Annotated in this window: 20 protein-coding genes and 2 tRNA genes; 15 read left to right on the top strand and 7 right to left on the bottom strand. The window is 66.9% G+C overall.

The window, feature by feature from the left end; genetic code table 11:
* Window positions 1-149: 149 nt before the first annotated feature.
* The 3 genes from AB0H61_RS05770 (at window position 150) to AB0H61_RS05760 (ending at window position 1,325) form a co-directional block, all read left to right on the top strand.
* Complete coding sequence (locus AB0H61_RS05770; RefSeq protein WP_014987157.1) at window positions 150-353, top strand: cold-shock protein; 204 nt, start codon at window positions 150-152, stop codon at window positions 351-353.
* Between the two features lie 160 nt (window positions 354-513).
* On the top strand, window positions 514-1,008 hold the full coding sequence (locus AB0H61_RS05765) for a helix-turn-helix domain-containing protein (protein ID WP_357299614.1): 495 nt from the start codon (window positions 514-516) through the stop codon (window positions 1,006-1,008).
* A 110-nt stretch (window positions 1,009-1,118) separates the two neighbouring features.
* Complete coding sequence (locus tag AB0H61_RS05760; protein WP_357299611.1) at window positions 1,119-1,325, top strand: cold-shock protein; 207 nt, start codon at window positions 1,119-1,121, stop codon at window positions 1,323-1,325.
* Here the strand turns inward: AB0H61_RS05760 and AB0H61_RS05755 are convergent, their stop codons facing one another.
* The gene (locus AB0H61_RS05755; RefSeq protein ID WP_357299608.1) at window positions 1,326-2,144 is read right to left on the bottom strand and encodes a nucleotidyltransferase domain-containing protein; all 819 of its coding nucleotides are present in this window, start codon (window positions 2,142-2,144) and stop codon (window positions 1,326-1,328) included.
* Between the two features lie 112 nt (window positions 2,145-2,256).
* Between AB0H61_RS05755 and AB0H61_RS05750 the strand changes: the two genes are divergently transcribed.
* The 5 genes from AB0H61_RS05750 (at window position 2,257) to AB0H61_RS05730 (ending at window position 8,008) form a co-directional block, all read left to right on the top strand.
* Entirely contained in the window at window positions 2,257-3,783 is a 1,527-nt protein-coding gene (locus AB0H61_RS05750; protein ID WP_357299606.1) for a hypothetical protein, read from the top strand.
* A 312-nt stretch (window positions 3,784-4,095) separates the two neighbouring features.
* Window positions 4,096-4,266: a hypothetical protein gene (locus AB0H61_RS05745; RefSeq protein ID WP_357299604.1), complete on the top strand. Its 171-nt coding sequence runs from the start codon at window positions 4,096-4,098 to the stop codon at window positions 4,264-4,266.
* 223 nt (window positions 4,267-4,489) lie between these two features.
* A complete protein-coding gene (gene serA, locus AB0H61_RS05740; RefSeq protein WP_357299601.1) occupies window positions 4,490-6,088 on the top strand; it encodes a phosphoglycerate dehydrogenase in 1,599 nt (532 codons plus the stop codon).
* A gap of 310 nt (window positions 6,089-6,398) precedes the next feature.
* Window positions 6,399-7,406 (top strand): 3-isopropylmalate dehydrogenase, encoded by a 1,008-nt coding sequence (locus AB0H61_RS05735; RefSeq protein ID WP_357299598.1) that lies wholly within the window; start codon window positions 6,399-6,401, stop codon window positions 7,404-7,406.
* Between the two features lie 110 nt (window positions 7,407-7,516).
* On the top strand, window positions 7,517-8,008 hold the full coding sequence (locus tag AB0H61_RS05730) for a hypothetical protein (protein ID WP_357299596.1): 492 nt from the start codon (window positions 7,517-7,519) through the stop codon (window positions 8,006-8,008).
* A gap of 82 nt (window positions 8,009-8,090) precedes the next feature.
* Here AB0H61_RS05730 and AB0H61_RS05725 read toward each other — a convergent pair whose 3' ends face one another.
* Window positions 8,091-9,164 (bottom strand): ADP-ribosylglycohydrolase family protein, encoded by a 1,074-nt coding sequence (locus AB0H61_RS05725; protein ID WP_357299594.1) that lies wholly within the window; start codon window positions 9,162-9,164, stop codon window positions 8,091-8,093.
* A gap of 95 nt (window positions 9,165-9,259) precedes the next feature.
* Complete coding sequence (locus tag AB0H61_RS05720; protein WP_357299591.1) at window positions 9,260-10,447, bottom strand: MFS transporter; 1,188 nt, start codon at window positions 10,445-10,447, stop codon at window positions 9,260-9,262.
* Between the two features lie 331 nt (window positions 10,448-10,778).
* Here AB0H61_RS05720 and AB0H61_RS05715 point away from each other — a divergent pair, with 331 nt between their 5' ends.
* From AB0H61_RS05715 to AB0H61_RS05700, 4 genes are all read left to right on the top strand, one after another.
* Complete coding sequence (locus AB0H61_RS05715) at window positions 10,779-11,555, top strand: fumarylacetoacetate hydrolase family protein (RefSeq protein ID WP_357299589.1); 777 nt, start codon at window positions 10,779-10,781, stop codon at window positions 11,553-11,555.
* Window positions 11,556-11,576: 21 nt separating this feature from the next.
* A complete protein-coding gene (gene gltX, locus AB0H61_RS05710) occupies window positions 11,577-13,049 on the top strand; it encodes a glutamate--tRNA ligase (protein ID WP_357299586.1) in 1,473 nt (490 codons plus the stop codon).
* Between the two features lie 133 nt (window positions 13,050-13,182).
* A tRNA-Gln gene (locus AB0H61_RS05705) sits at window positions 13,183-13,254 on the top strand.
* Window positions 13,255-13,407: 153 nt separating this feature from the next.
* Window positions 13,408-13,480 (top strand) — tRNA-Glu (locus AB0H61_RS05700).
* Window positions 13,481-14,100: 620 nt separating this feature from the next.
* Here AB0H61_RS05700 and AB0H61_RS05695 read toward each other — a convergent pair.
* The 3 genes from AB0H61_RS05695 to AB0H61_RS05685 form a co-directional block, all read right to left on the bottom strand.
* Complete coding sequence (locus AB0H61_RS05695; RefSeq protein ID WP_357299584.1) at window positions 14,101-14,283, bottom strand: DUF5302 domain-containing protein; 183 nt, start codon at window positions 14,281-14,283, stop codon at window positions 14,101-14,103.
* Between the two features lie 187 nt (window positions 14,284-14,470).
* Window positions 14,471-14,971 (bottom strand): PPOX class F420-dependent oxidoreductase, encoded by a 501-nt coding sequence (locus AB0H61_RS05690; RefSeq protein ID WP_357299581.1) that lies wholly within the window; start codon window positions 14,969-14,971, stop codon window positions 14,471-14,473.
* A gap of 33 nt (window positions 14,972-15,004) precedes the next feature.
* Window positions 15,005-15,706, bottom strand: a complete 702-nt coding sequence (locus AB0H61_RS05685; protein ID WP_357299578.1) for an IclR family transcriptional regulator — start codon at window positions 15,704-15,706, stop codon at window positions 15,005-15,007.
* A 187-nt stretch (window positions 15,707-15,893) separates the two neighbouring features.
* Here AB0H61_RS05685 and leuC point away from each other — a divergent pair, with 187 nt between their 5' ends.
* From leuC to AB0H61_RS05670, 3 genes are all read left to right on the top strand, one after another.
* Window positions 15,894-17,318: a 3-isopropylmalate dehydratase large subunit gene (gene leuC / locus AB0H61_RS05680; protein WP_357299575.1), complete on the top strand. Its 1,425-nt coding sequence runs from the start codon at window positions 15,894-15,896 to the stop codon at window positions 17,316-17,318.
* A gap of 37 nt (window positions 17,319-17,355) precedes the next feature.
* Window positions 17,356-17,964 (top strand): 3-isopropylmalate dehydratase small subunit, encoded by a 609-nt coding sequence (gene leuD, locus AB0H61_RS05675; RefSeq protein WP_357299573.1) that lies wholly within the window; start codon window positions 17,356-17,358, stop codon window positions 17,962-17,964.
* A gap of 157 nt (window positions 17,965-18,121) precedes the next feature.
* Window positions 18,122-18,784, top strand: a complete 663-nt coding sequence (locus AB0H61_RS05670; RefSeq protein WP_357299570.1) for an HU family DNA-binding protein — start codon at window positions 18,122-18,124, stop codon at window positions 18,782-18,784.
* 143 nt (window positions 18,785-18,927) lie between these two features.
* Here AB0H61_RS05670 and AB0H61_RS05665 read toward each other — a convergent pair whose 3' ends face one another.
* Window positions 18,928-19,872: a bifunctional NUDIX hydrolase/histidine phosphatase family protein gene (locus AB0H61_RS05665; RefSeq protein ID WP_357299927.1), complete on the bottom strand. Its 945-nt coding sequence runs from the start codon at window positions 19,870-19,872 to the stop codon at window positions 18,928-18,930.
* Window positions 19,873-19,878 lie beyond the last annotated feature (6 nt).

Here is a 19,878-nt window from a genome sequence, read left to right as displayed (position 1 = left end):
GAGGTAGCGCATACAACCGGCACCCGGAGAGTGATAGCTCACAGTGGGGGGTGCCGAATGTGGAGGAATTCGTCGGATCATGGCATCGTTGATCTACGAGACCAGGACATTCCGTTGTCAGAATCTGGCTCGTCTACAGAAAGTATGAAATGGCTCAAGGCATTGTGAAGTGGTTCAACAGCGAGAAGGGCTTCGGCTTCATCGCGCAGGACGGTGGAGGCCCCGACGTCTTCGTGCACTACTCGGCTGTTAGCGGCTCGGGCTTCCGGTCCCTCGACGAGGGTCAGCGCGTGGAGTTCGAGATCGGCCAGGGTCAGAAGGGCCCGCAGGCTCAGGACGTCCGCGTCCTCTGATTCTGACGGCCGCGTTCTCTGAACGCGACTAAGCTTCGACGGCCCCCGCACCGACACGGTGCGGGGGCCGTCCCCTTTTTCGCCGGTTGTCTCCCGACCGATCAGCCGTAGGCTGGTTGTATATTGCAAGCAGTAGTTGCTGTCGGAACGAAGGAGCACCATGCGCGACGACGGACGCTCGGGCTGCCCGATCAATGCCACGATCGAGGTGATCGGCGATCGGTGGACCCTGCTGGTGCTGCGGGACGTGATGTTCGGTAATCGTCGCCACTTCCGGGAACTGCTGGCCGGGTCCGAGGAGGGTATCGCCAGCAATATCCTGTCCGACCGGCTCAAGCGCCTGGTCGCGGCGGGCCTGCTCAGTCGCGAGGATGTGGGCCGGGGCCAGAAGGCCGAGTACCGGCTCACCGAGGCCGCGATCCAGCTGGTCCCGATCATGGCGCAGCTGGGCGCCTGGGGATTGCGGCACCGTCCGACCACCAAGCGATTGCGGGTTCGCGCCGAACTGCTGGAGGAGGGCGGATCCGAATTGTGGGCGGATTTCATGGACGAACTCCGCGAATCGCACCTCGGCATCCCGCGCCCCGATCCGACCCGGCCGACCGCGGCCGACCAGCTGGCACAGGCCTACGCGAACGCGGTCGCCGAAGGGTAGTCGCTTGGGGCACAGCCGGATGCGGCCACGCGATCGGCGCATGTCACCATGGACCGATCGGGCACGGCCGCAGTGGGCGGTCGGCGCCGGGTACGGAGGAAGCGCGACCGATGATCCACGGCACGGTGAAGTGGTTCGACACCGAGAAGGGGTTCGGATTCATCGCACAGGACGGCGGCGGCCCGGATGTATTCGTGGATTACCTCGAGCTGGAGGGCTCGGGCTTCCGCGCGCTGGTGGCGGGACAACGGGTCGAATTCGAGCTGCGCCAGGTCAAGGCCGGGCCGGAGGCCGTGGGCGTCCGGATCGTGGACTGACTACCCGGCCGCGCCCACTGTCATCGCCTCACCACGGAAGAACTCCGCGGTCAGCGCCTTGACCTGATCCATATCCCGGTCCGGCGTCTTCGGGAAAGCGTCGACGGCCGAAGCGAATTCGGCCGTGATGAACGTCGCGATCGGACGCGGAGGCTCGCCGCCGCCCATTTCCCTTGTGCGCGACTTGAGTTCGGTCAGCTCTGCGACGGAGGCGACGAGATCGCCTGGCAGCTCGCACTGTTCGAGCAAGGTAGGCAGATGCATCGGCGCCACCGCGGCGTCCGGGTGTTCACGTAGCCAGCGCAGCGCCATGGCCGGACGCAGCGAGTAGAACACCTTCTTCAGCGACCGATGGTGTTCGGCCAGCTCCCATTGCTTGACGCCGAGGTGCAGGTAGTGCCGCGCCACCTTGTTCCGGTCGGCGACCCGATTCGCCAAGTCCCGCAGGTCTTGTCGGAAGTTCGCGTCGCCCCGGTACACAATCGGCGACATCAGCCACTCGATGAGCACGGCGTTGCCGTTGACCAGCAGCCGCAGCGCCTTGGTCAGATCCCAGCCGTTGACATCGAGCAGGCCGACCAGCGGCGTCTCGATCACGTCGCGTTCCCGCCACGGTGTCAGGTAGCTGTCCAGGCTCGCCACGTACACGAACCGGCAGTCGTAGTCCGAGTCGGGGGAGGGGAATCCCCAGGCGCGGCTGCCACTTTCGATGGCCAGCCGCACCGATACCCGGTAGTCGCGCTCGATCCGCGCCAACTCGTCATCGATGGAGCGGACAACGGTCGGGTCCATCGAATCGGGAATCGCGCGCAGAGCCATGGCAGTGATGCTAGGCGGCACGCCGCCCCGCGTGCAGCTCGATTTCAGGACGCGGGAAGCAGGCCGACGCTCATGCCGTCGTCACCCGGGACGGGTGTGTGACGATGAGCGCGTGCCGGACTGGACTTATCACCCATTGCGTCCGCTGGCGAACGCCGTACTCGGCGAACGTCGCGCGCAACGGGCCGCCCTGCGATTTCTCGCCATGTTGAACGCGCTCCCGGGCGGGTCGGCGACCATTCGGCGGGTATTCGACCATCCCGAACTGCCCGCGGACTGGGCAGGCCGATTCGGTGCGGCGGTGCCGGTATCGGTGGCGCGCAACGCGATCCGGGTACTGCCGGTGCAGGGCGCGGGTTTCGTCGAGGTCGGCCCGGTCGGCCCGGACGATCTCGCGACGGTGCGCGCCGCCGCGTCGGGACGCCGCTGCCGGGTGCTGGCGCGGGTCACCGATGCCGAGGTCGGCGCCGAACTGATCGCCGATGTGGACGGCGTGATCGTGGGGGAGTCCGAGGACAGGCGCTATCTGACCGATCCTTCGATCGCGGATGCGGTGGCCGCGCTCGCGGACCCCGCTATGACCGTGCTCGCGACGCCCACCGTGCTGATCGCGGCGGGGCCCGGCTGGTTCCAGCGGGTGATCGAGGCGGCCGCCCCCGTTACGCCGCCCGGGCCGACGCTGCGCGATATCACGCTGGATCCGCGCCGGTGGCCGGCCTGGTTCTGGGGTGTACTCGTCGGGGTCGGGATGATGGTGGCGGGCCTGGGCGCCGCCGCCATCACACTCGGCCCGGTGCTGCTCTGGTACGACCGCGACTACCTCGGCACCGATCTGGCGGGCCTGCACCGGATCAACCATCACCTGGTGCATTTCTTGCAGCACGATCGGATCACCATGGCGGGCAATATGATCGCCCTCGGCGCGCTGTACACCGGATTGGCCTGGGGCGGCATCCGACTCGGCCGCGTCTGGGCGCGCAACGCATTGCTGCTCTCCGGGCTGGTGGGGTTCCCGACGCTCTTCTACTTCCTCGGCATCGGTTTCGTCGAGCCGCTGCACACCGCGGTGACGGTGGTGCTGTTTCCGATGTTCCTGCTCGCGGTATGGCGTACGCCGGGGCCTGCGCGTCGCCGGGCGCCCGCGGACTGCCCGGAGCCGGTGCGCAGGCGGGCGTTGATCGGTCAGTTGTTGATGATCAGAACCGGCGCGGGCGTGATGGTCGGCGGCATCGTCATCTCAGTGGTCGGGTTGACGGTGGTGTTCGTACCGACCGATCTGAGCTTCCTGCGGACCGATGCCGCCGCCCTGCGCGCCGCCAACGCGCATCTGCTGCCGTTCATCGCACACGACCGGGCCGGGTTCGGTGGGGCGCTGGTGGCGACGGGGCTGGCGATCTTGCTGATCGGATTGTGGGGGTGGCGACAGGGCGAGGCGTGGGTCTGGTGGGCGTTGCTGGCGGCGACCATCGCGGGCTCCGCCAGCGCGCTGACCGTGCATTTCCTGATCCACTACACCGCTTTCATACATTTGCTGCCGGTGTATTTCGGTACCGCGCTGCTCGCCCTCGGCTTGTTCCTCGCGCGGCCGTTCCTGTTGTGGTCCCGTGATGGCGTCGACGAACGTCTTCCGGTCGATTAGCGCGGGAGTCCACCCTGAATTACTGGTATATCGATCGATGTTTCCGTGAGTGGTCGTCCTGTCTTCTGTATCCGGTCGATAATTCGTCTACCTCGGGTTCCTCAGGCGTCTGCCATATTTCCTTCAGAGAATTCTCACAATTGCGTGTTGGTCGTGCGTCCAGCCGTAGTATTCGGCATATTGCGAGGTCAGAGCATGATTTTGGGTCTGGGTGCAACGGGTATGACGTGCCCTGGCTCACAGCTGGAGCTCCGACGTGTCCTGCATCACTAATTCCCGGAATTCCGTAACCGAATTCGTCGAGGTGCCGATGTGCCACATGTCAGCCAGTTCGACTGGATAATTTTCGAACGAAGAGGAATTCATATGATCCCCGTTATCATCGACACCGGTTCCGCTGCCCTGAACGGCCTCCTGGACACTGCCGGTGCCGCTCTGCACGGTATTTTCAATACCCTGTGGACGGGATCCTTCGGCGGCTGAGTCGCTTAACGGTCGAATAATTCGATCGGGTCCCGACCACATGAGTGTCGTGACCACCGTGGAAGGCCTCGCATCCGATGGTGCGGGGCCTTCCGTTGTCCCGGCGGACGCGGGCCACCGACACTGACGGCGGGTGCCTACCGGGGGGTAAAGGGGCCCGAAATCGTGCCGACTAAGCTGGTCGGCGGTAATTGCCGACCCCCTTCCCCAGGAGTAACCCACAGTGAGCCAAGCAGGCCGTCCTGTAGTTCTGATCGCCGACAAGCTCGCCCAGTCGACCGTCGACGCGCTCGGTGACGGTGTCGAGGTTCGGTGGGTCGACGGCCCCGACCGTCCGGCGCTACTCGCCGCGGTTCCGGAGGCCGACGCACTGCTCGTGCGTTCCGCGACCACGGTCGATGCCGAGGTGCTGGAGGCCGGGAAGAACCTGAAGATCGTCGCCCGCGCCGGCGTCGGCCTCGACAATGTCGACGTGCCCGCGGCCACCGAGCGCGGCGTCATGGTCGTCAACGCGCCCACCTCGAACATCCACACCGCCGCCGAGCACGCGGTCACCCTGCTGCTCGCCGCGGCCCGCCAGGTTCCGGCCGCCGATGCGACCCTGCGCGAGCGCACCTGGGCCCGCAGCAAGTTCAACGGTGTCGAGATCTTCGACAAGACCGTCGGCGTGGTCGGCCTCGGCCGCATCGGCCAGCTCTTCGCCGCGCGCCTGGCCGCCTTCGAAACCAAGATCGTCGCGTACGACCCCTACGTCTCGCCGGCCCGCGCCGCCCAGCTCGGCATCGAACTGCTGAGCCTGGACGAGCTGCTCGAGCGTGCCGACCTGATCTCCATCCACCTGCCGAAGACCCCGGAGACCAAGGGCATCATCGGCAAGGAAGCCATCGCCAAGACCAAGCCGGGCGTCATCATCGTCAACGCCGCGCGCGGTGGCCTGGTCGACGAGACCGCGCTGGCCGACGCGATCAAGTCCGGCCACGTGCGCGCCGCCGGTCTCGACGTGTTCGACACCGAGCCCTGCACCGACAGCCCGCTGTTCGACCTCCCGCAGGTCGTGGTGACCCCGCACCTCGGCGCGTCCACCTCCGAGGCGCAGGACCGCGCGGGCACCGATGTCGCCAAGTCCGTACTGCTCGCGCTGGCAGGCGAATTCGTGCCGGGTGCGGTGAACGTGACCGGCGGCGCCGTGAGCGACGAGGTCGCGCCGTGGCTCGAAGTCGTGCGGAAGCAGGGACACCTGCTCGGTGCGGTCTCCAGTGAGCTGCCGGTCTCCATCGAGGTGCAGGTGCGCGGCGAGCTGGCCGCCCAGGATGTCGCGGTGCTGGAGCTTTCGGCGCTGCGCGGCATCTTCTCGGCGCTCGTCGAGGACCAGGTCACCTTCGTCAACGCGCCCGCGATGGCCAAGGACCGCGGTATCACCGCGGAGGTCACCACCGCGTCGGAGAGCCCGAGCCACCGCAGCGTGGTCGACCTGCGCGCCGTCTTCGGCGACGGCCGCACCCTGAACGTGGCGGGCACGGTGACCGAGCCGCAGCAGGTCGAGAAGATCGTCAACATCAACGGCCGCAACTACGACATGCGCGCCGAGGGCCTGAACCTGGCCGTCCTGAACTACGAGGACAAGCCGGGCGCGCTGGGCAAGATCGGCACCAAGCTCGGCGAGGCCGATATCGACATCCTCGCCGCGCAGCTGAGCCAGGACGTCGACAAGGAAGGCGCCACCGTCGTCCTGCGGGTCAACCGCGAGGTTCCGGCCGAGGTCCAGGCCTCGATCGCCGAGGCCGTCGGCGCGGCCAAGATCGTCTTGGTCGACCTGTTCTGATCCCCGCCCGCGGGCGAACGGACCGACGCCGCGCGTGAATCGGCGCGCCGCGCACGAGATCTCCGATGATCACGTGCCCGGCCGCCGGGGAGCGCGCGGCGTCTCCCGTCCCGGGCTTCGTCCGCGGGTCCGCCCACCGGCTGTGTGCCCGCCGCCACCGAGTACGGTGGCGGTGCTGCTGTTCGCGCGGCGGGTTGGCCGCACGGACTCACGGATAGGCGCAGGTCCGCGCGACACCCGGGGCGGACGCATCACCGGCCGCGATTGTGCGCCGACCGTTGTCGGCACAACTGAACGGAGCATTGTTGTCATGAAGCTTGCTGTCATCCCGGGCGACGGGATCGGTCCCGAGGTCATCGCCGAGGCGCTGAAGGTGCTCGACGTGGTCGTGCCCGGCGTCGAGAAGACCCACTACGACCTGGGCGCCAAGCGCTACCACGCGACCGGCGAGATCCTGCCCGATTCGGTGCTGCCGGAGTTGAAGCAGCACGACGCCATTCTGCTCGGCGCGATCGGTGACCCGTCGGTCCCCAGCGGTGTGCTGGAGCGCGGGCTGCTGCTGCACACCCGCTTCGCGCTGGACCATCATGTGAACCTGCGCCCGTCGAAGCTGTATCCGGGCGTCACCAGCCCATTGGCGGGCAACCCGGATATCGACTTCGTGGTGGTGCGCGAGGGCACCGAGGGGCCCTACACCGGCACCGGTGGCGCGATCCGTGTCGAGACTCCGCACGAGGTCGCCACCGAGGTCAGCACCAATACCCGCTTCGGCATCGAGCGCGTGGTGCGCTACGCCTTCGCGAAGGCGCAAGCCCGCCGCAAGCATTTGACCCTGGTGCACAAGAACAACGTGCTCACCTTCGCCGGCTCGCTGTGGCAGCGCACCGTGAACGAGGTTGCCGCCGAATTCCCCGAGGTGCAGACCGCCTACCAGCACATCGACGCCGCGACCATCCATATGGTCAATGATCCGGGCCGGTTCGACGTGATCGTCACCGACAACCTCTTCGGCGACATCATCACCGATCTCGCGGCCGCGGTCAGCGGTGGCATCGGCCTGGCGGCCAGCGGCAATATCGATGCCTCCGGCACCAACCCGAGCATGTTCGAACCGGTGCACGGCAGCGCGCCCGACATCGCGGGCCAGTCCAAGGCTGATCCGACCGCCGCGATCCTCTCGGTCTCGCTGCTGCTCAACCACCTCGGCAACACCGACGCCGCCGCTCGCATCGAAGCGGCTGTCGCCAAGGATTTGGCCTCGCGCACCGGCGCCGCCTCCACCGTGGAGATCGGCGACCGGATCGCCGCCGCGGTCTGAATTCTGTTTCCGAAGGCCCCGCGTTCGAGCGCGGGGCCTTCGGCGTTTCCAGGTCGGGGAGCTGTAAACCCAGCCTTGACATGCTCCTGGCGTCAAGACAGACTTGACATATGACCGAAGAGCAGCACACTGCCGCCGAGGATGAACGGGCAACACTGGGAATGTTGTTGTCCGCCAATGCGGAACTCGTCGTCGGGGTCCTGCGCCCCGCGGAAGGCGCACCCGCGGTGCCGGTACTCGCCGCACTCACCGCCACTCGAAATCTCGGCCATCTGGTCGACGACATCCTGCACACTCTGGCTCGCCAAGCCAGGGAGGAGGGCCACACCTGGGCCGAACTCGGCGACCTGCTCGGAACCTCCCGACAGGCCGCCTTCCAACGCTTCAGCGGCCCGATGCCGCCGACCGGTCCCTTCCCGCCCCCGCCGCAGTTTCCGCCCCCGCCCCCGAATATGCCGCCGCCCCCGAATATGCCGCCGCTTCCGGCAATGCCGCCGCCCCCGAACCTGCCGGGCGGTCCCGACCTGCCCGGTCCGCGCGGTCATCACGCGCCGCCGAAGTTCGGGCCCCCTCCGGTTCCCCCGACCCCGCCCGCGCGATAGCGGCACACCGCCGAACGGGTAGGGCCGCCGCGGATTCCGGGTTGCGAGTCGACCGTGCGGTGGCCCGATGCGCGCTCGGACGTCAGCTCATCGAGTCGAGGGGGTAGCGGTCGGCGATCCGGGTGTGGTCGTGGAGAACGAAGTTCACGATCAGGTCGTCGGCGATCTGGATCAGCACATCGCGGCCTTCGACCGCGGCGGCCCAGGGTCGTGGCAGGGCGGACAGGCCGTGGATGGCGCCGAGCAGGTTTCCGGTGACCGCGCCGGTGGAGTCGGAGTCGCCGGAGTGATTCACCGAAAGGAGGAGTGCCGCACGCACATCCCCGGATTCGGCGCGCAGCGCGCAGTGGACGGCGATGGCGAGGCACTCCTCGGCGGTCCATCCGGCGCCCACCTGTTCGACGACTTCCGGTGTGGCCGGTGCGGTATCGGCCAGCGCGCTTGCGCGTTCGAGCGCGACCACGGTCTCCGCGCTGTCCGGTACGGCGGTGAGTTGAATGATGGTTTCCCGTAACGCTGTTCGCAAGTCCGCCCCACTCACGATCCGATCGATCAGCGCCGCGAACGCGCCCGCGGCCAGGTAGCCGGTGGGATGGCCATGGGTCAGCTGGGCGCAGCGGGCGGCCGCGTGGAAGGCTCGCTCGGGACCGAGACCGGCCAATCCGAATGGCGCCGAACGCATTACGGTGCCGCACCCCTTGGATCCCGAGTTCACCGGCCCCGCCTTGCCGAGCGGCACCGGTGCGATATAGCCGCGTTTCTGCTGCTGCAGCCCGCTCATGCACGCATTGCCGGGTGCTCGGACCGCGTAGAGGAATCGCTGATCCAGGAGCCAGCCATCCGGTGTCGTACCGGGGCCGGACTCGTGCTGGGTGTGCAACCAACGCAGATACGACCGCCGCAGTGCCGGTACGGGATCGGCGCCCGGCGGACAACGCAGTAGACCTTCCGCGGTGAACAGCGTCATCTGCGTATCGTCGGTAACCTGCTGCGGCGCACCGTACTCGGGCAGGAAGTCGGTCACCCCCGCGTCGCCGTGCCCGGCTCGGATCTGCGCCGAACTCAGGAACTCGATCGGCCAACCGAGTGCGTCTCCGATGGCCCCGCCCAGCAGCGCGCCACGAACGCGATCGACAATCTCCCCGTACTCCCTCATGGCAGACGATCTTGTCAGACCCGGGAGGACGATGACCAGCAGCCCCGATCCCGTTGTGGGGCAGCGTCGACGAGTGCCCGCGGCGACAACGCGGCCTATTCCTGTTCGCGCACCGACCTGGCCCCTGGTACCAGGGGAACCGCTGCCGCCGCGAGGATTCCGGCGACCAGGTAGGCGGCGGGAAAGCCGCTGGTGGTGATCAGGGCGCCGAAAGCCGGTGGGATGGCGGCCATCGCGAGGTTCTGGCCGGTGTTCTGAACACCCAGGCCTCGCCCGCTCCAATATGGTCCGGCGATCTCGGCGACGGCGGTGAATGCCAGTCCGTTGTCGGAGACGGTGATCACCGAGGCGGCGATCAGCAGCGGGATGGCGGCCCACCACCAGTGCGTCCACGCGGTGAGTCCCAGTGCGCCCATGGAGATCACGGCCGCGACGGCCACGGTGCGCAGCGGACCCAACCGGCTGCCGACCCGATCGGACCAAGCGCCCGCCCCGATCCGGCCGAAGGCGCCCAGGATCTGGGTCGCTGTGACCAGCGCGCCCGCCACCGGCAGCGACCAGCCGACATCGCGGTGCAGCCACAGCAGCGCAAAGGTCCACACCACGCCCTGCGGGATGCACAGCAGTACCGATACCGCGTGAATGCGCCACAATGTGGAGTCCCCGCGATACGGGTTCGTGCGGTCGGCGGCCTTTCCTTCCGGCCGGGGTGGGTCGACAATCCCGAAGAAGCATCCGGCCGCGGCGATTCCGGCCATGACCGCGGGCACCAGGATGGCGGCCGAAACGCCGTGCGCCGCAGCGACGGCGGGGATGGCCAGGGCTCCGACCCCGACGCCCAGCGGCTGCGCGGTCTGCCGAATCCCCATGGCCAGCCCGCGTCGCTCCGGTGGGAACCAGCCGACGATGACCCGTCCACTGGCGCCGTTGGTGCTGGCCGCACCGACGCCGCCCAGCAACAGCAGCGCACCGAGCGCGACCGTATTCGTCACGGTGGCCGCCGCGCTGCCCGCGGCCAGCATGACCAGCGGTCCACCGACCAGCACCTTGCGCTCGCCGATGCGGTCGACGACATATCCCCAGGCGATCAGGGTGCAGACCAGGCCGACGGTGGGCATGGCGACCAGCAGCCCCGCCGTCGGCAGCGACATGCCGCGATCGGTCAGTGCGGGCAGCAGGAAGGGGACGCCGTGGATGAAGACCGCGCTGGAGGCCTGCGCGAAGACGCCGAGGCCGAGCATGGACCACCGCCGGACGTCGGGCATCAGTGTCACGGTAGCCATCGGCCTCACCCCTGATCTCACTCACCGAATCTCAATTAAGAATCTCAATATGTGGAATTCGGTTCTCACTGTATGAACATCGTTGCCTACGCTACACCGTGCGAGCAAGACGATTTCGCGTCCGAGTTGTCGAACTCCTCACATCTGGCGGTATTCGGGCATGCCGGTCGGCCTGGTTCGCGGCGGTGGTGCGGGCCCCGGCGCCGATCGTGGTGTCCCAGTGGCGCTCACCCGCGCGGCCCCGCATTCGGCGCCGCGCCCACCGCGCGGTAGCGGACCGCTCGGTCGGGCGCGTTCGGGCAGGTCGAGGCCGGTCGATAGACTGCCGGGCATGCGCTTAGGTCGAGTTGCCAGTCCCGATGGGGTCGCGTTCGTCAGCATCGAAGGGGAGGGAAGCGACAGCATCGCCAAGGAGATCGCGGAGCATCCGTTCGGTACTCCGACGTTCACCGGGCGGAGCTGGCCGCTGGCCGATGTCCGGCTGCTCGCGCCGATCCTGGCCAGCAAGGTCATCTGCATCGGCAAGAACTACGCCGCACACGCAGCAGAGATGGGTGGGCCCGCACCGGAGGATCCGGTGATCTTCATGAAGCCGAGCACGTCGATCGTCGGCCCCAACGCCCCGATCATCCTGCCGCCCAGCTCTTCTCAGGTCGACTACGAGGGCGAGCTGGCCATCGTCATCGGCAGGCCGTGCAAGGACGTACCCGCCGCCCGTGCCAAGGATGTGATCCTGGGTTACACCGTCGCCAACGATGTCACCGCCCGCGACCAGCAGCGCAAGGACGGGCAGTGGACCCGCGGCAAGGGCTACGACACCTTCTGCCCGCTCGGTCCGTGGATCGAAACCACGATCGATCCCTCGGATCTGGAGATTGTCACCGAACTCGACGGCGAAGTGCGTCAGCGCAGCCGCACTTCACTTCTGCTGCACGATATTCCGAAGCTCATCGAGTGGGTGACCACGGTGATGACGCTGCTGCCCGGCGATGTCATCCTCACCGGCACCCCCGAGGGCGTCGGCCCGATCCGGTCCGGCCAGCAGGTATCCGTGACCGTGGAGGGCATCGGCACCCTCACCAATCCCGTTGCCGCCAAATCTCGCTAGCGACCGATTCGAAAGAGAGCCATGACTGAAGTACGGGTCCGCTTCTGCCCGTCACCGACCGGAACACCGCACGTCGGCCTGATCCGAACGGCGCTGTTCAACTGGGCCTACGCCCGCCACACCGGTGGCAAATTCGTCTTCCGGATCGAAGACACCGACGCCGCACGCGATTCCGAGGAGTCCTACCGCGCGATCCTGGACGCGCTGCGCTGGCTCGGCCTCACTTGGGACGAGGGTCCCGAGGTCGGCGGCCCCTACGAGCCGTACCGGCAGTCACAGCGTCGTGATCTTCATCTCGACGTGGTCCGCAAGCTGCTCGAGGCGGGTGAGGCATACGAATCCTTCTCCACCCCCGAGGAAGTCGAGGCACGCCACCGCGCCGCGGGCCGGGATCCCAAGCTCGGCTACGACAACTTCGACCGCGATCTCACGCCCGAGGCGATCCAGGCATACCGGGAGGCGGGGCGCCCCGCGGTGATTCGGCTGCGGATGCCCGACGCCGACCTCGGCTGGCACGACCTGGTGCGCGGCGAGACCACCTTCAAGGCCGGTACGGTGCCGGACTTCGCGTTGACCCGCGGCAATGGCGACCCGCTCTACACACTGGTCAATCCGGTCGACGATGCCCTGATGCGGATCACCCACGTGCTGCGCGGCGAAGATCTACTGTCGTCGACCCCGCGTCAGCTCGCCTTGTACGCGGCATTGCAGCGGATCGGCGTCGCCGAGTTCACCCCGGAGTTCGGTCACCTGCCGTTCGTCATGGGGCAGGGCAACAAGAAGTTGTCCAAGCGTGATCCGGAGTCGAATCTGTTCGCCCATCGCGATCGCGGATTCATCCCCGAGGGTTTGCTGAATTACCTGGCACTACTCGGCTGGGGCATCTCGGATGATAACGATGTGTTCTCTATGTCGGAGATGGTGGCCGCGTTCGATATATCGAAAGTAAATTCGAATCCGGCGCGTTTCGATCAGAAGAAGGCGGATGCGCTGAACGCCGAGCACATCCGATTGCTGAAACCCGGTGATTTCGCACATCGGTTGCGTGAGTTCCTCACCGAACACGACCACATCGGCGCCGACATCGATGACAAGTTGTTCGCCGCGGCGGCGGAGTTGGTGCAGACCCGGATCGTGGTGCTTTCCGACGCGTGGGAACTCCTGCGATTCCTGTTCGCACCCGCCGAAGAGTTCGCGATCGACCCCACGGCGGGCGCGAAGAATCTGGGCGCGGATGCCACTCCGGTTTTGGATGCCGCCATTGCCGCGCTCGAGCCGCTGCCGGCCTGGACCACCGCCGCCATCGAGGAGGCGCTGAAAACGGCGCTGATCGATGATCTGGGGCTCAAACCGCGCAAGGCCTTCGCGCCGGTGCGGGTCGCGGTGACGGGTTCGCACATCAGCCCGCCGCTGTACGAGTCGCTGGAACTGCTCGGCCGGGAGACCGCCCTGGACCGGATGCGCTCGGCGCGGGAGTGGACGGCAACCGCCTGATCGTCTGAAAAGAGCCAAAAACATGGCTCTGAACAGGCGATTTGTAGTTTACCGGCGGAGGTTTGGTACTCTTCTTCTCGGCCGGAACGCGGCCCTCGAGCCAGCCAGGCTCGAGGGTAAACGTCCTGGTCATTGGGGTATGGTGTAATTGGCAACACAGCTGATTCTGGTTCAGCCATTCTAGGTTCGAGTCCTGGTACCCCAGCGGAGAATGTTGTTCCTCTCTCGGTGCGCGGCCGAAAGTTGTTCAGCATCCGGCGATTTGGTCGCCGGGCTTCGGTCAGCTAAGCTAACCGAGCTTCCAACGATCGAAAGATCAACCGGTTGATCACCGCAGAAATGCGGGAGATCAAGTCCTGGCCCCGTCGTCTAGCGGCCTAGGACGCCGCCCTCTCAAGGCGGTAGCGCGGGTTCGAATCCCGTCGGGGCTACGCAAGATGGAAGGCCCATGCTCACACAGAGCGTGGGCCTTTCTTGCTTCGCAATGTCTTGTGGGGGTGCAACCCCCACACCCCCAGCCCGGCGGGCTTTGCCCCCGGACCCCCTGCGGGGCGGCTTCGCGCCCCGGACCCCCTGATTTTCTCGGTTGCGTTGGGGGCGCATCGTGCGGCTTGTGTGGGGTGGGGGGATTGTAGGGCTGTGTGGGATCGGGGCATGTGCGGCTGTGTGGGGTGGGGCATCGTGCGGCTGTGTGGGGTGGGGGCATGTGCGGCTTGTGTGCGGATCGTGGGCTTTGAGGCGGGGATTGTGTTGCGGTCACCGGGAAGGCTGCCGGAAGCGGTTCGGCGAGGTGCGGGGGGCATTTTGGGGCTTGTGTTGCGGGCGGTTTCGGGCGGCTTATGTTGTGGGGCTTGGGGGATTCCCTTGGTTGTTCTCGGGGGATCTGTTGGGTGGGGGGATCGGGTGGGTTTGTTTAGTGTGATGTGTCACGTCTTTGTGGGCTTCGGGCTGTGATCTGGGGCGATGGCCTCACTTGATGCCTACGCGGTGATCTAGATTTGCTGCCGAAAAAGGCCCCCCAGTTGGCTGGGGGGCCTGATTGTTCCGAGGGCTATCCGCTCTTGCGGCGGAATTCCCGCTTGTGGCTGGCGTTGCCGTGGGCCGAGGACGCCTTGGAGCGGCCGTCCAGGTGGTCGTTGGCCCGGGCGTGCTGGGAGTTCTTGCGTTCCAGCGCCTCTTTGAACTTGCGCTTCACCTCGTCAGCACCGCCATTGGAACTACCCGATTCCGTCATCGCCTGCTCCTCGTCGTCGCGGCCGCGCGCGGCGCCCTCGCGGGCGGCGGCGCCCGGCCGATTCGTGTCGAACTCCTCGAACGCTAATCTGCCCGCGCGACGCTGTCAGTTGGATATCCAGCGCGTCGCGCCTCGAATGCGTCCGAACGGGGCGTGCGCCGGTCGAACGGGCCCCCGTCGTGCATGATCAGTCCAGGGCGCCCGCGGTGGTCCCGCCGAGGGGGAGTGCGGGCAGGCCCAGCTTGCGGTGATCCCAGCTGCGCACGCGCTCGGGCACCACGCGGACGGCGACGCGCTTGTGCAGCATCGTCTCCACCATCGGGCGGACCTCCTCGCTGTACGGCCCGGTGTAGCGCTCCCAGACGCTCACCCCGACCGCGAACAGCTTCTCGGGGTCCTCGACGATCTCGGCGTGGCCCTCGATGGCTACACCGCGCAGCTGGTCGTAGGTCTGGCCTGCCTCGAGCATGCACGTGACGCGCGGGTCGCGTCGCAGGTTCACGGCCTTCTGCGATTTGGCTTTGGTTTCGAACCAGATCTCGCCATCGAGCACCGCGTACCACATCGCCGTCAGGTGCGGCGTCCCCTTCGGCCCGATGGTGGCCAGGGTTGCGATGCGGCTGCGCTGCATGAACTCGGAGATCTCGGTATCGGACATCACGATCTGCGCCCGTTGGTTGACACCCATGGGCCCACTGTAGAACGCATCACATAGAACGTGTTACAGACGCTTGTGCAACGCCTCGGCCGCGGCGACCAGATCCGCGGCCCAGCGGGCGCCCGGCCTGCGGCCCATTCGGTCGATCGGCCCGGAGACCGAGACCGCGGCGACCACGGCGCCCGCGGCATCCCGCACCGGCGCCGAGACGCTGGCCACACCGGCCGCCCGCTCGGCCGCGCTCTGCGCCCAGCCGCGTTTGCGCACCTCGGCCAGCGCGCGCTCGCCGAAGACGGCGTCGGCCAGGATGGTGCGCTGCAATTCGGGATCGGCCCACGCCATCAGCACCTTGGCCGCCGAGCCCGCGGTGAGCGGGAGCCGGGCGCCGATCGGCACGGTGTCGCGCAGCCCGACGGGCGGCTCCAGCGCGGCGATGCAGACCCGCGCGTTGCCGTCGCGGCAGTAGACCTGGACGCTCTCGCCGGTGATCTCGCGCAGCCGGGGCAGGATGGCCGCCGCTGCCTCCTGGAGTGGATCTGTAGCGCCCGCGGCGAGCTCGGCGAGGGCGGGGCCCGGTCGCCACAGTCCGTTGTTGTCGCGGGCCAGTAGGCGATGCACCTCCAGGCCGACGGCCAGGCGGTGGGCGGTGGCGCGGGGCAGGCCGGTGCGGGTGCAGAGTTCGTTGAGACCGCAGGGGTGCTCGGCCACGGCGTAGAGGACCGCCACTGCTTTGTCGAGTACGCCGATACCGCTATGCTGTCTCATAGAACGATACTAGCGTCTCGGATACTGGGAAAGTCAACGCAGCGCCCACCCCCATCGCGGGTCGGCATCGAGTGGTTCGGCTCGACCCCGGAATTCCGATGACGTCGCTATCCCCAACTTGTGCAGCAGGCGCCGCGCTCTCAGCCCGGATCGCGGCCCGGTTGCTCGTCGGAAAGGTGATCGAAAAATGGCCGACCGCCCACGCACCCTGGCAGAGAAGGTGTGGGAACAGCACGTCGTCGCCCACGGAGCGGGCGAGGGCGCCGCGCGCGAACCCGATCTGATCTATATCGACCTGCATCTCGTGCACGAGGTGACCAGCCCGCAGGCCTTCGACGGCCTGCGCGCGGCCGGCCGCCCGGTGCGCCGCCCCGATCTGACCATCGCCACCGAGGACCACAACGTCCCCACCATCGATATCGATAAACCGATCGCGGACCCGATTTCCCGCACCCAGGTCGAGACGCTGCGCCACAACTGCGCGGAATTCGGTGTGCGCCTGCATCCGATGGGTGATCTCGATCAGGGCATCGTGCACGTCGTCGGCCCGCAACTCGGCCTGACCCAGCCCGGCATGACGGTGGTCTGCGGCGACAGCCACACCTCGACCCACGGCGCGTTCGGCGCGCTGGCGATGGGCATCGGCACCTCCGAGGTGGAGCATGTGCTTGCCACCCAGACGCTCTCGCTGCGCCCGTTCAAGACCATGGCGATCACCGTGGACGGCGCCCTGCCCGCCGGCGTCACGAGTAAGGACCTGATCCTGGCCGTGATCGCGAAGATCGGCACCGGCGGCGGTCAGGGCTACGTCTTGGAGTACCGCGGCGAGGCCATCCGGGCAATGTCCATGGAAGCCCGAATGACCATCTGCAACATGTCCATCGAGGCGGGCGCGCGGGCGGGCATGATCGCGCCGGATGAAACGACCTACGAATTCCTGAAAGGCCGCCCGCACGCCCCGCAGGGCGACGATTGGGACGCCGCGGTGGCCGCTTGGGAGGCGCTGAAGACCGACGAGGACGCGGTTTTCGACGCCGAGGTGCATATCGACGCGACGCAGCTGAGCCCGTTCGTCACCTGGGGCACCAACCCGGGTCAGGGCGCCCCGCTGGGCCAGACCGTGCCGAATCCCGCGGAGATTGCCGACGAGACGGCACGCGAGGCCGCGGAGAAAGCGCTGCGGTACATGGATTTGGAGCCGGGAACTCCGCTTCGCGACGTTGTGGTGGACACCGTATTCGTCGGTTCCTGCACCAACGGGCGCATCGAGGATTTGCGCGCTGTGGCCGACATTTTGAAGGGGCGTCGCGTCGCCGAAGGTGTCCGAATGCTGGTTGTACCGGGCTCGATGCGGGTGCGCGCACAGGCGGAAAAAGAAGGATTGGGCGAGATTTTCGACGCGGCCGGAGCCGAATGGCGGCAGGCCGGTTGTTCGATGTGCCTGGGAATGAACCCCGATCAGCTGTCGCCGGGCCAGCGCTGCGCTTCGACCTCGAACCGCAACTTCGAGGGCAGGCAGGGCAAAGGCGGCCGTACGCACCTGGTTTCCCCGCTCGTGGCGGCCGCGACGGCGGTCCGTGGAACTCTGTCCTCGCCTGCGGATCTGGACTGAATCCGGCCGAATACCTCTACTTACTCAGGAGAATCTGATGGAAGCCTTCACCGTGCACAAGGGCACCGGGGTGCCGCTGCGCCGATCCAACGTCGATACCGACCAGATCATCCCGGCCGTGTACTTGAAGCGGGTGACCCGAACTGGATTCGAAGACGGACTGTTCGCTGGTTGGCGAACGGATCCGGACTTCATTCTGAACACTGAACCCTTCAATCGGGGCACCGTGCTGGTCGCCGGTCCGGATTTCGGTACCGGATCCTCACGTGAGCACGCCGTTTGGGCGCTGTCGGACTACGGCTTTCGGGTGGTCATCTCCTCTCGATTCGCCGACATCTTCCGCGGCAATGCCGGTAAGGGCGGGTTGTTGGCCGCGCAGATGTCACAGAACGATGTCGAATTGCTCTGGAAGATGATCGAGGAACAGCCGGGTCTCGAATTGGTTGTAGACCTCGAAGCACGCACCGTGACGGCTGGAACCGTCGTGTTGCCGTTCGATATTGATGACTACACCAGGTGGCGTCTGCTGGAGGGTTTGGATGACATCGGGCTTACGCTGCGGCGTAGTGACGTCATCACCGAGTTCGAAAAGGCAAGGCCGAGTTGGAAGCCCACTACCCTGCCCGCACATATTTCGCAGGCGTAAACACTCCGGACTGATAGCTGAGTACCATGGTGAGCGGTAGCTAGACGTGTGCTAAACCACCATGAATTTTGGCGTGGCACATAGACTCTTGCCCAAAGTGGGTTTACCGTGGTACCTAGTCGGTCCGACGACGGGCCATTAGTCTGCGGAGGATTCAATGAACAAGGCGGAACTGATCGACGTTCTGACCGAAAAGTTGGGTACGGACAGGCGCACGGCTACCGCGGCAGTCGAGCATGTTGTCGACACCATCGTGCGCGCGGTGCACAAAGGCCAGAGCGTCACGATCACCGGATTCGGTGTCTTCGAACAGCGCAAGCGTGCCGCCCGTGTCGCCAGGAACCCGCGCACCGGTGAAACCGTCAAGGTGAAGCCGACTTCGGTGCCCGCGTTCCGTCCGGGAGCCCAATTCAAGGCCGTTATCGCCGGCAAGCAGAAGCTTGCCGCGAGCGGTCCTGCGGTCAAGCGGGGCGTGAATGCCCCTGTGGCGGCTAAGAAGGCCGCTGCGAAGAAGACGGCGGCCAAGAAGACCGCCGCCAAGAAGGCGACCGCCACCAAGGCGCCCGCCAAGACGACGGCGAAGAAGGCCGCGGCCAAGGCCCCGGCAAAGACTGCCGCACGCAAGGTGACTGCGGCCAAGACGGCCGCCAAGAAGGCGCCCGCCAAGAAGACGGCGGCCAAGGCCGCGGTCAAGAAGGCCGCCCCGGCCAAGAAGACGACCGCGGCCAAGAAGACCACCGCCGCCAAGAAGACCGTCGCCAAGAAGGCGCCCGCCAAGAAGACGGCGGCCAAGAAGGCTCCGGCTCGCCGCGCTCGCTGATTCGAGCGTATGCGGCCCACTGCCGCCAGGTGATTCACCCCTACGCAGCGGAATCACCTGCCATACGGCATCGAAACGGCCCTGGGGTTCGCCCCGGGGCCGTTTCGCGCTGTCAGGCCAGGATTTCGGCCGGGCGAATCAGCTCAGGACTTCACCACATCGGTCGAGAGCGAACGGTCGAGGTGATCGGCGGCCACCAGCCTGCCGTTCACGAAGGACAGCACCCAGGCGCTGCCCTTGCGATTACGCGCCGGCTGCAGTGTGAGACCGTCCTTCTCGGCCCACCAGGCCAGCAGATCGGGAATCACCTTGCCCTGGCTGCACACAACCCGCACCGCGCGCTCGGAGACGAGCGAGACGATCCGCTCACGGGCTGCGTCCGGCGCTGCCGCATAACCGATTTCGGACAGCAGCGGCTCCCGCACGATGGGGGCGCCCAGCTTGTCGGCGAGCGGCTGCATGGTCTGCAAGCAGCGCACCGGATCGGCCGAATGGATCTCGCTCGCGCCGAATGCGAGCATATTGGGGACCAAAGCCCGGGCCTGGGCTTGTCCGGGCCGATCCAAGGGCCGCAGGTCGTCGGGGCCGTCGAAGCGATCCCGGCGCCCGGCTTTGGCGTGGCGGATCAGCAGCAGGGTGCTCGTACGCGCGGGCAGCCGGGTGAAAGCGCGCACGACCTGCCGATCCATCGGATAGGACAGCTGGTCCATCACCCGGTCCAGCGGCTGCCAGGTGAGCACGTCCACCTCGGAATTGGCGCTGAATTCCCCGCCCGCCACCTGTGCGGCCCAGTAGTCGACCCGCTTGAGCTTGCGATGACCCGGAATCGGATACGTGATGTGCCCGAGGTAGCGGCCGAGCGTGCAATCGAGGCCGGTTTCCTCCCTGACCTCACGCGCCGCCGCGATGACCGGCGTCTCACCGGGATCGAGCTTGCCCTTCGGCAGGGACCAATCCTGGTATTTGGGGCGGTGCACTACGGCGATCTCGACGACGCGCGGGTCCTTCGGTGATGGCCGCCAGACCAGCGCACCCGCGGCGTGAATATTGGCTGTGACTCGAGGATCCCAGAACGGCCCGCCGTCCATCTCGTA

The organism is Nocardia sp. NPDC050710 (assembly GCF_040654375.1).
Taxonomy (GTDB): Bacteria; Actinomycetota; Actinomycetes; order Mycobacteriales; family Mycobacteriaceae; genus Nocardia.
This window is presented reverse-complemented; position numbering and strand designations above follow the sequence as displayed.

Excerpts from the sequence above, each read along its gene's own strand:
- AB0H61_RS05685 (WP_357299578.1), bottom strand. The coding sequence starts at position 15,706 with ATGAGACAGCATAGCGGTATCGGCGTACTCGACAAAGCAGTGGCGGTC.
- AB0H61_RS05765 (WP_357299614.1), top strand. The coding sequence starts at position 514 with ATGCGCGACGACGGACGCTCGGGCTGCCCGATCAATGCCACGATCGAG.
- AB0H61_RS05755 (WP_357299608.1), bottom strand. The coding sequence starts at position 2,144 with ATGGCTCTGCGCGCGATTCCCGATTCGATGGACCCGACCGTTGTCCGC.
- gltX (WP_357299586.1), top strand. The coding sequence starts at position 11,577 with ATGACTGAAGTACGGGTCCGCTTCTGCCCGTCACCGACCGGAACACCG.
- leuD (WP_357299573.1), top strand. The coding sequence starts at position 17,356 with ATGGAAGCCTTCACCGTGCACAAGGGCACCGGGGTGCCGCTGCGCCGA.
- AB0H61_RS05670 (WP_357299570.1), top strand. The coding sequence starts at position 18,122 with ATGAACAAGGCGGAACTGATCGACGTTCTGACCGAAAAGTTGGGTACG.
- AB0H61_RS05770 (WP_014987157.1), top strand. The coding sequence starts at position 150 with ATGGCTCAAGGCATTGTGAAGTGGTTCAACAGCGAGAAGGGCTTCGGC.
- AB0H61_RS05690 (WP_357299581.1), bottom strand. The coding sequence starts at position 14,971 with ATGGGTGTCAACCAACGGGCGCAGATCGTGATGTCCGATACCGAGATC.
- AB0H61_RS05735 (WP_357299598.1), top strand. The coding sequence starts at position 6,399 with ATGAAGCTTGCTGTCATCCCGGGCGACGGGATCGGTCCCGAGGTCATC.
- AB0H61_RS05725 (WP_357299594.1), bottom strand. The coding sequence starts at position 9,164 with ATGAGGGAGTACGGGGAGATTGTCGATCGCGTTCGTGGCGCGCTGCTG.
- AB0H61_RS05730 (WP_357299596.1), top strand. The coding sequence starts at position 7,517 with ATGACCGAAGAGCAGCACACTGCCGCCGAGGATGAACGGGCAACACTG.
- leuC (WP_357299575.1), top strand. The coding sequence starts at position 15,894 with ATGGCCGACCGCCCACGCACCCTGGCAGAGAAGGTGTGGGAACAGCAC.
- AB0H61_RS05720 (WP_357299591.1), bottom strand. The coding sequence starts at position 10,447 with ATGGCTACCGTGACACTGATGCCCGACGTCCGGCGGTGGTCCATGCTC.
- AB0H61_RS05695 (WP_357299584.1), bottom strand. The coding sequence starts at position 14,283 with ATGACGGAATCGGGTAGTTCCAATGGCGGTGCTGACGAGGTGAAGCGC.
- AB0H61_RS05760 (WP_357299611.1), top strand. The coding sequence starts at position 1,119 with ATGATCCACGGCACGGTGAAGTGGTTCGACACCGAGAAGGGGTTCGGA.
- AB0H61_RS05665 (WP_357299927.1), bottom strand. The coding sequence starts at position 19,872 with ATGGACGGCGGGCCGTTCTGGGATCCTCGAGTCACAGCCAATATTCAC.
- AB0H61_RS05715 (WP_357299589.1), top strand. The coding sequence starts at position 10,779 with ATGCGCTTAGGTCGAGTTGCCAGTCCCGATGGGGTCGCGTTCGTCAGC.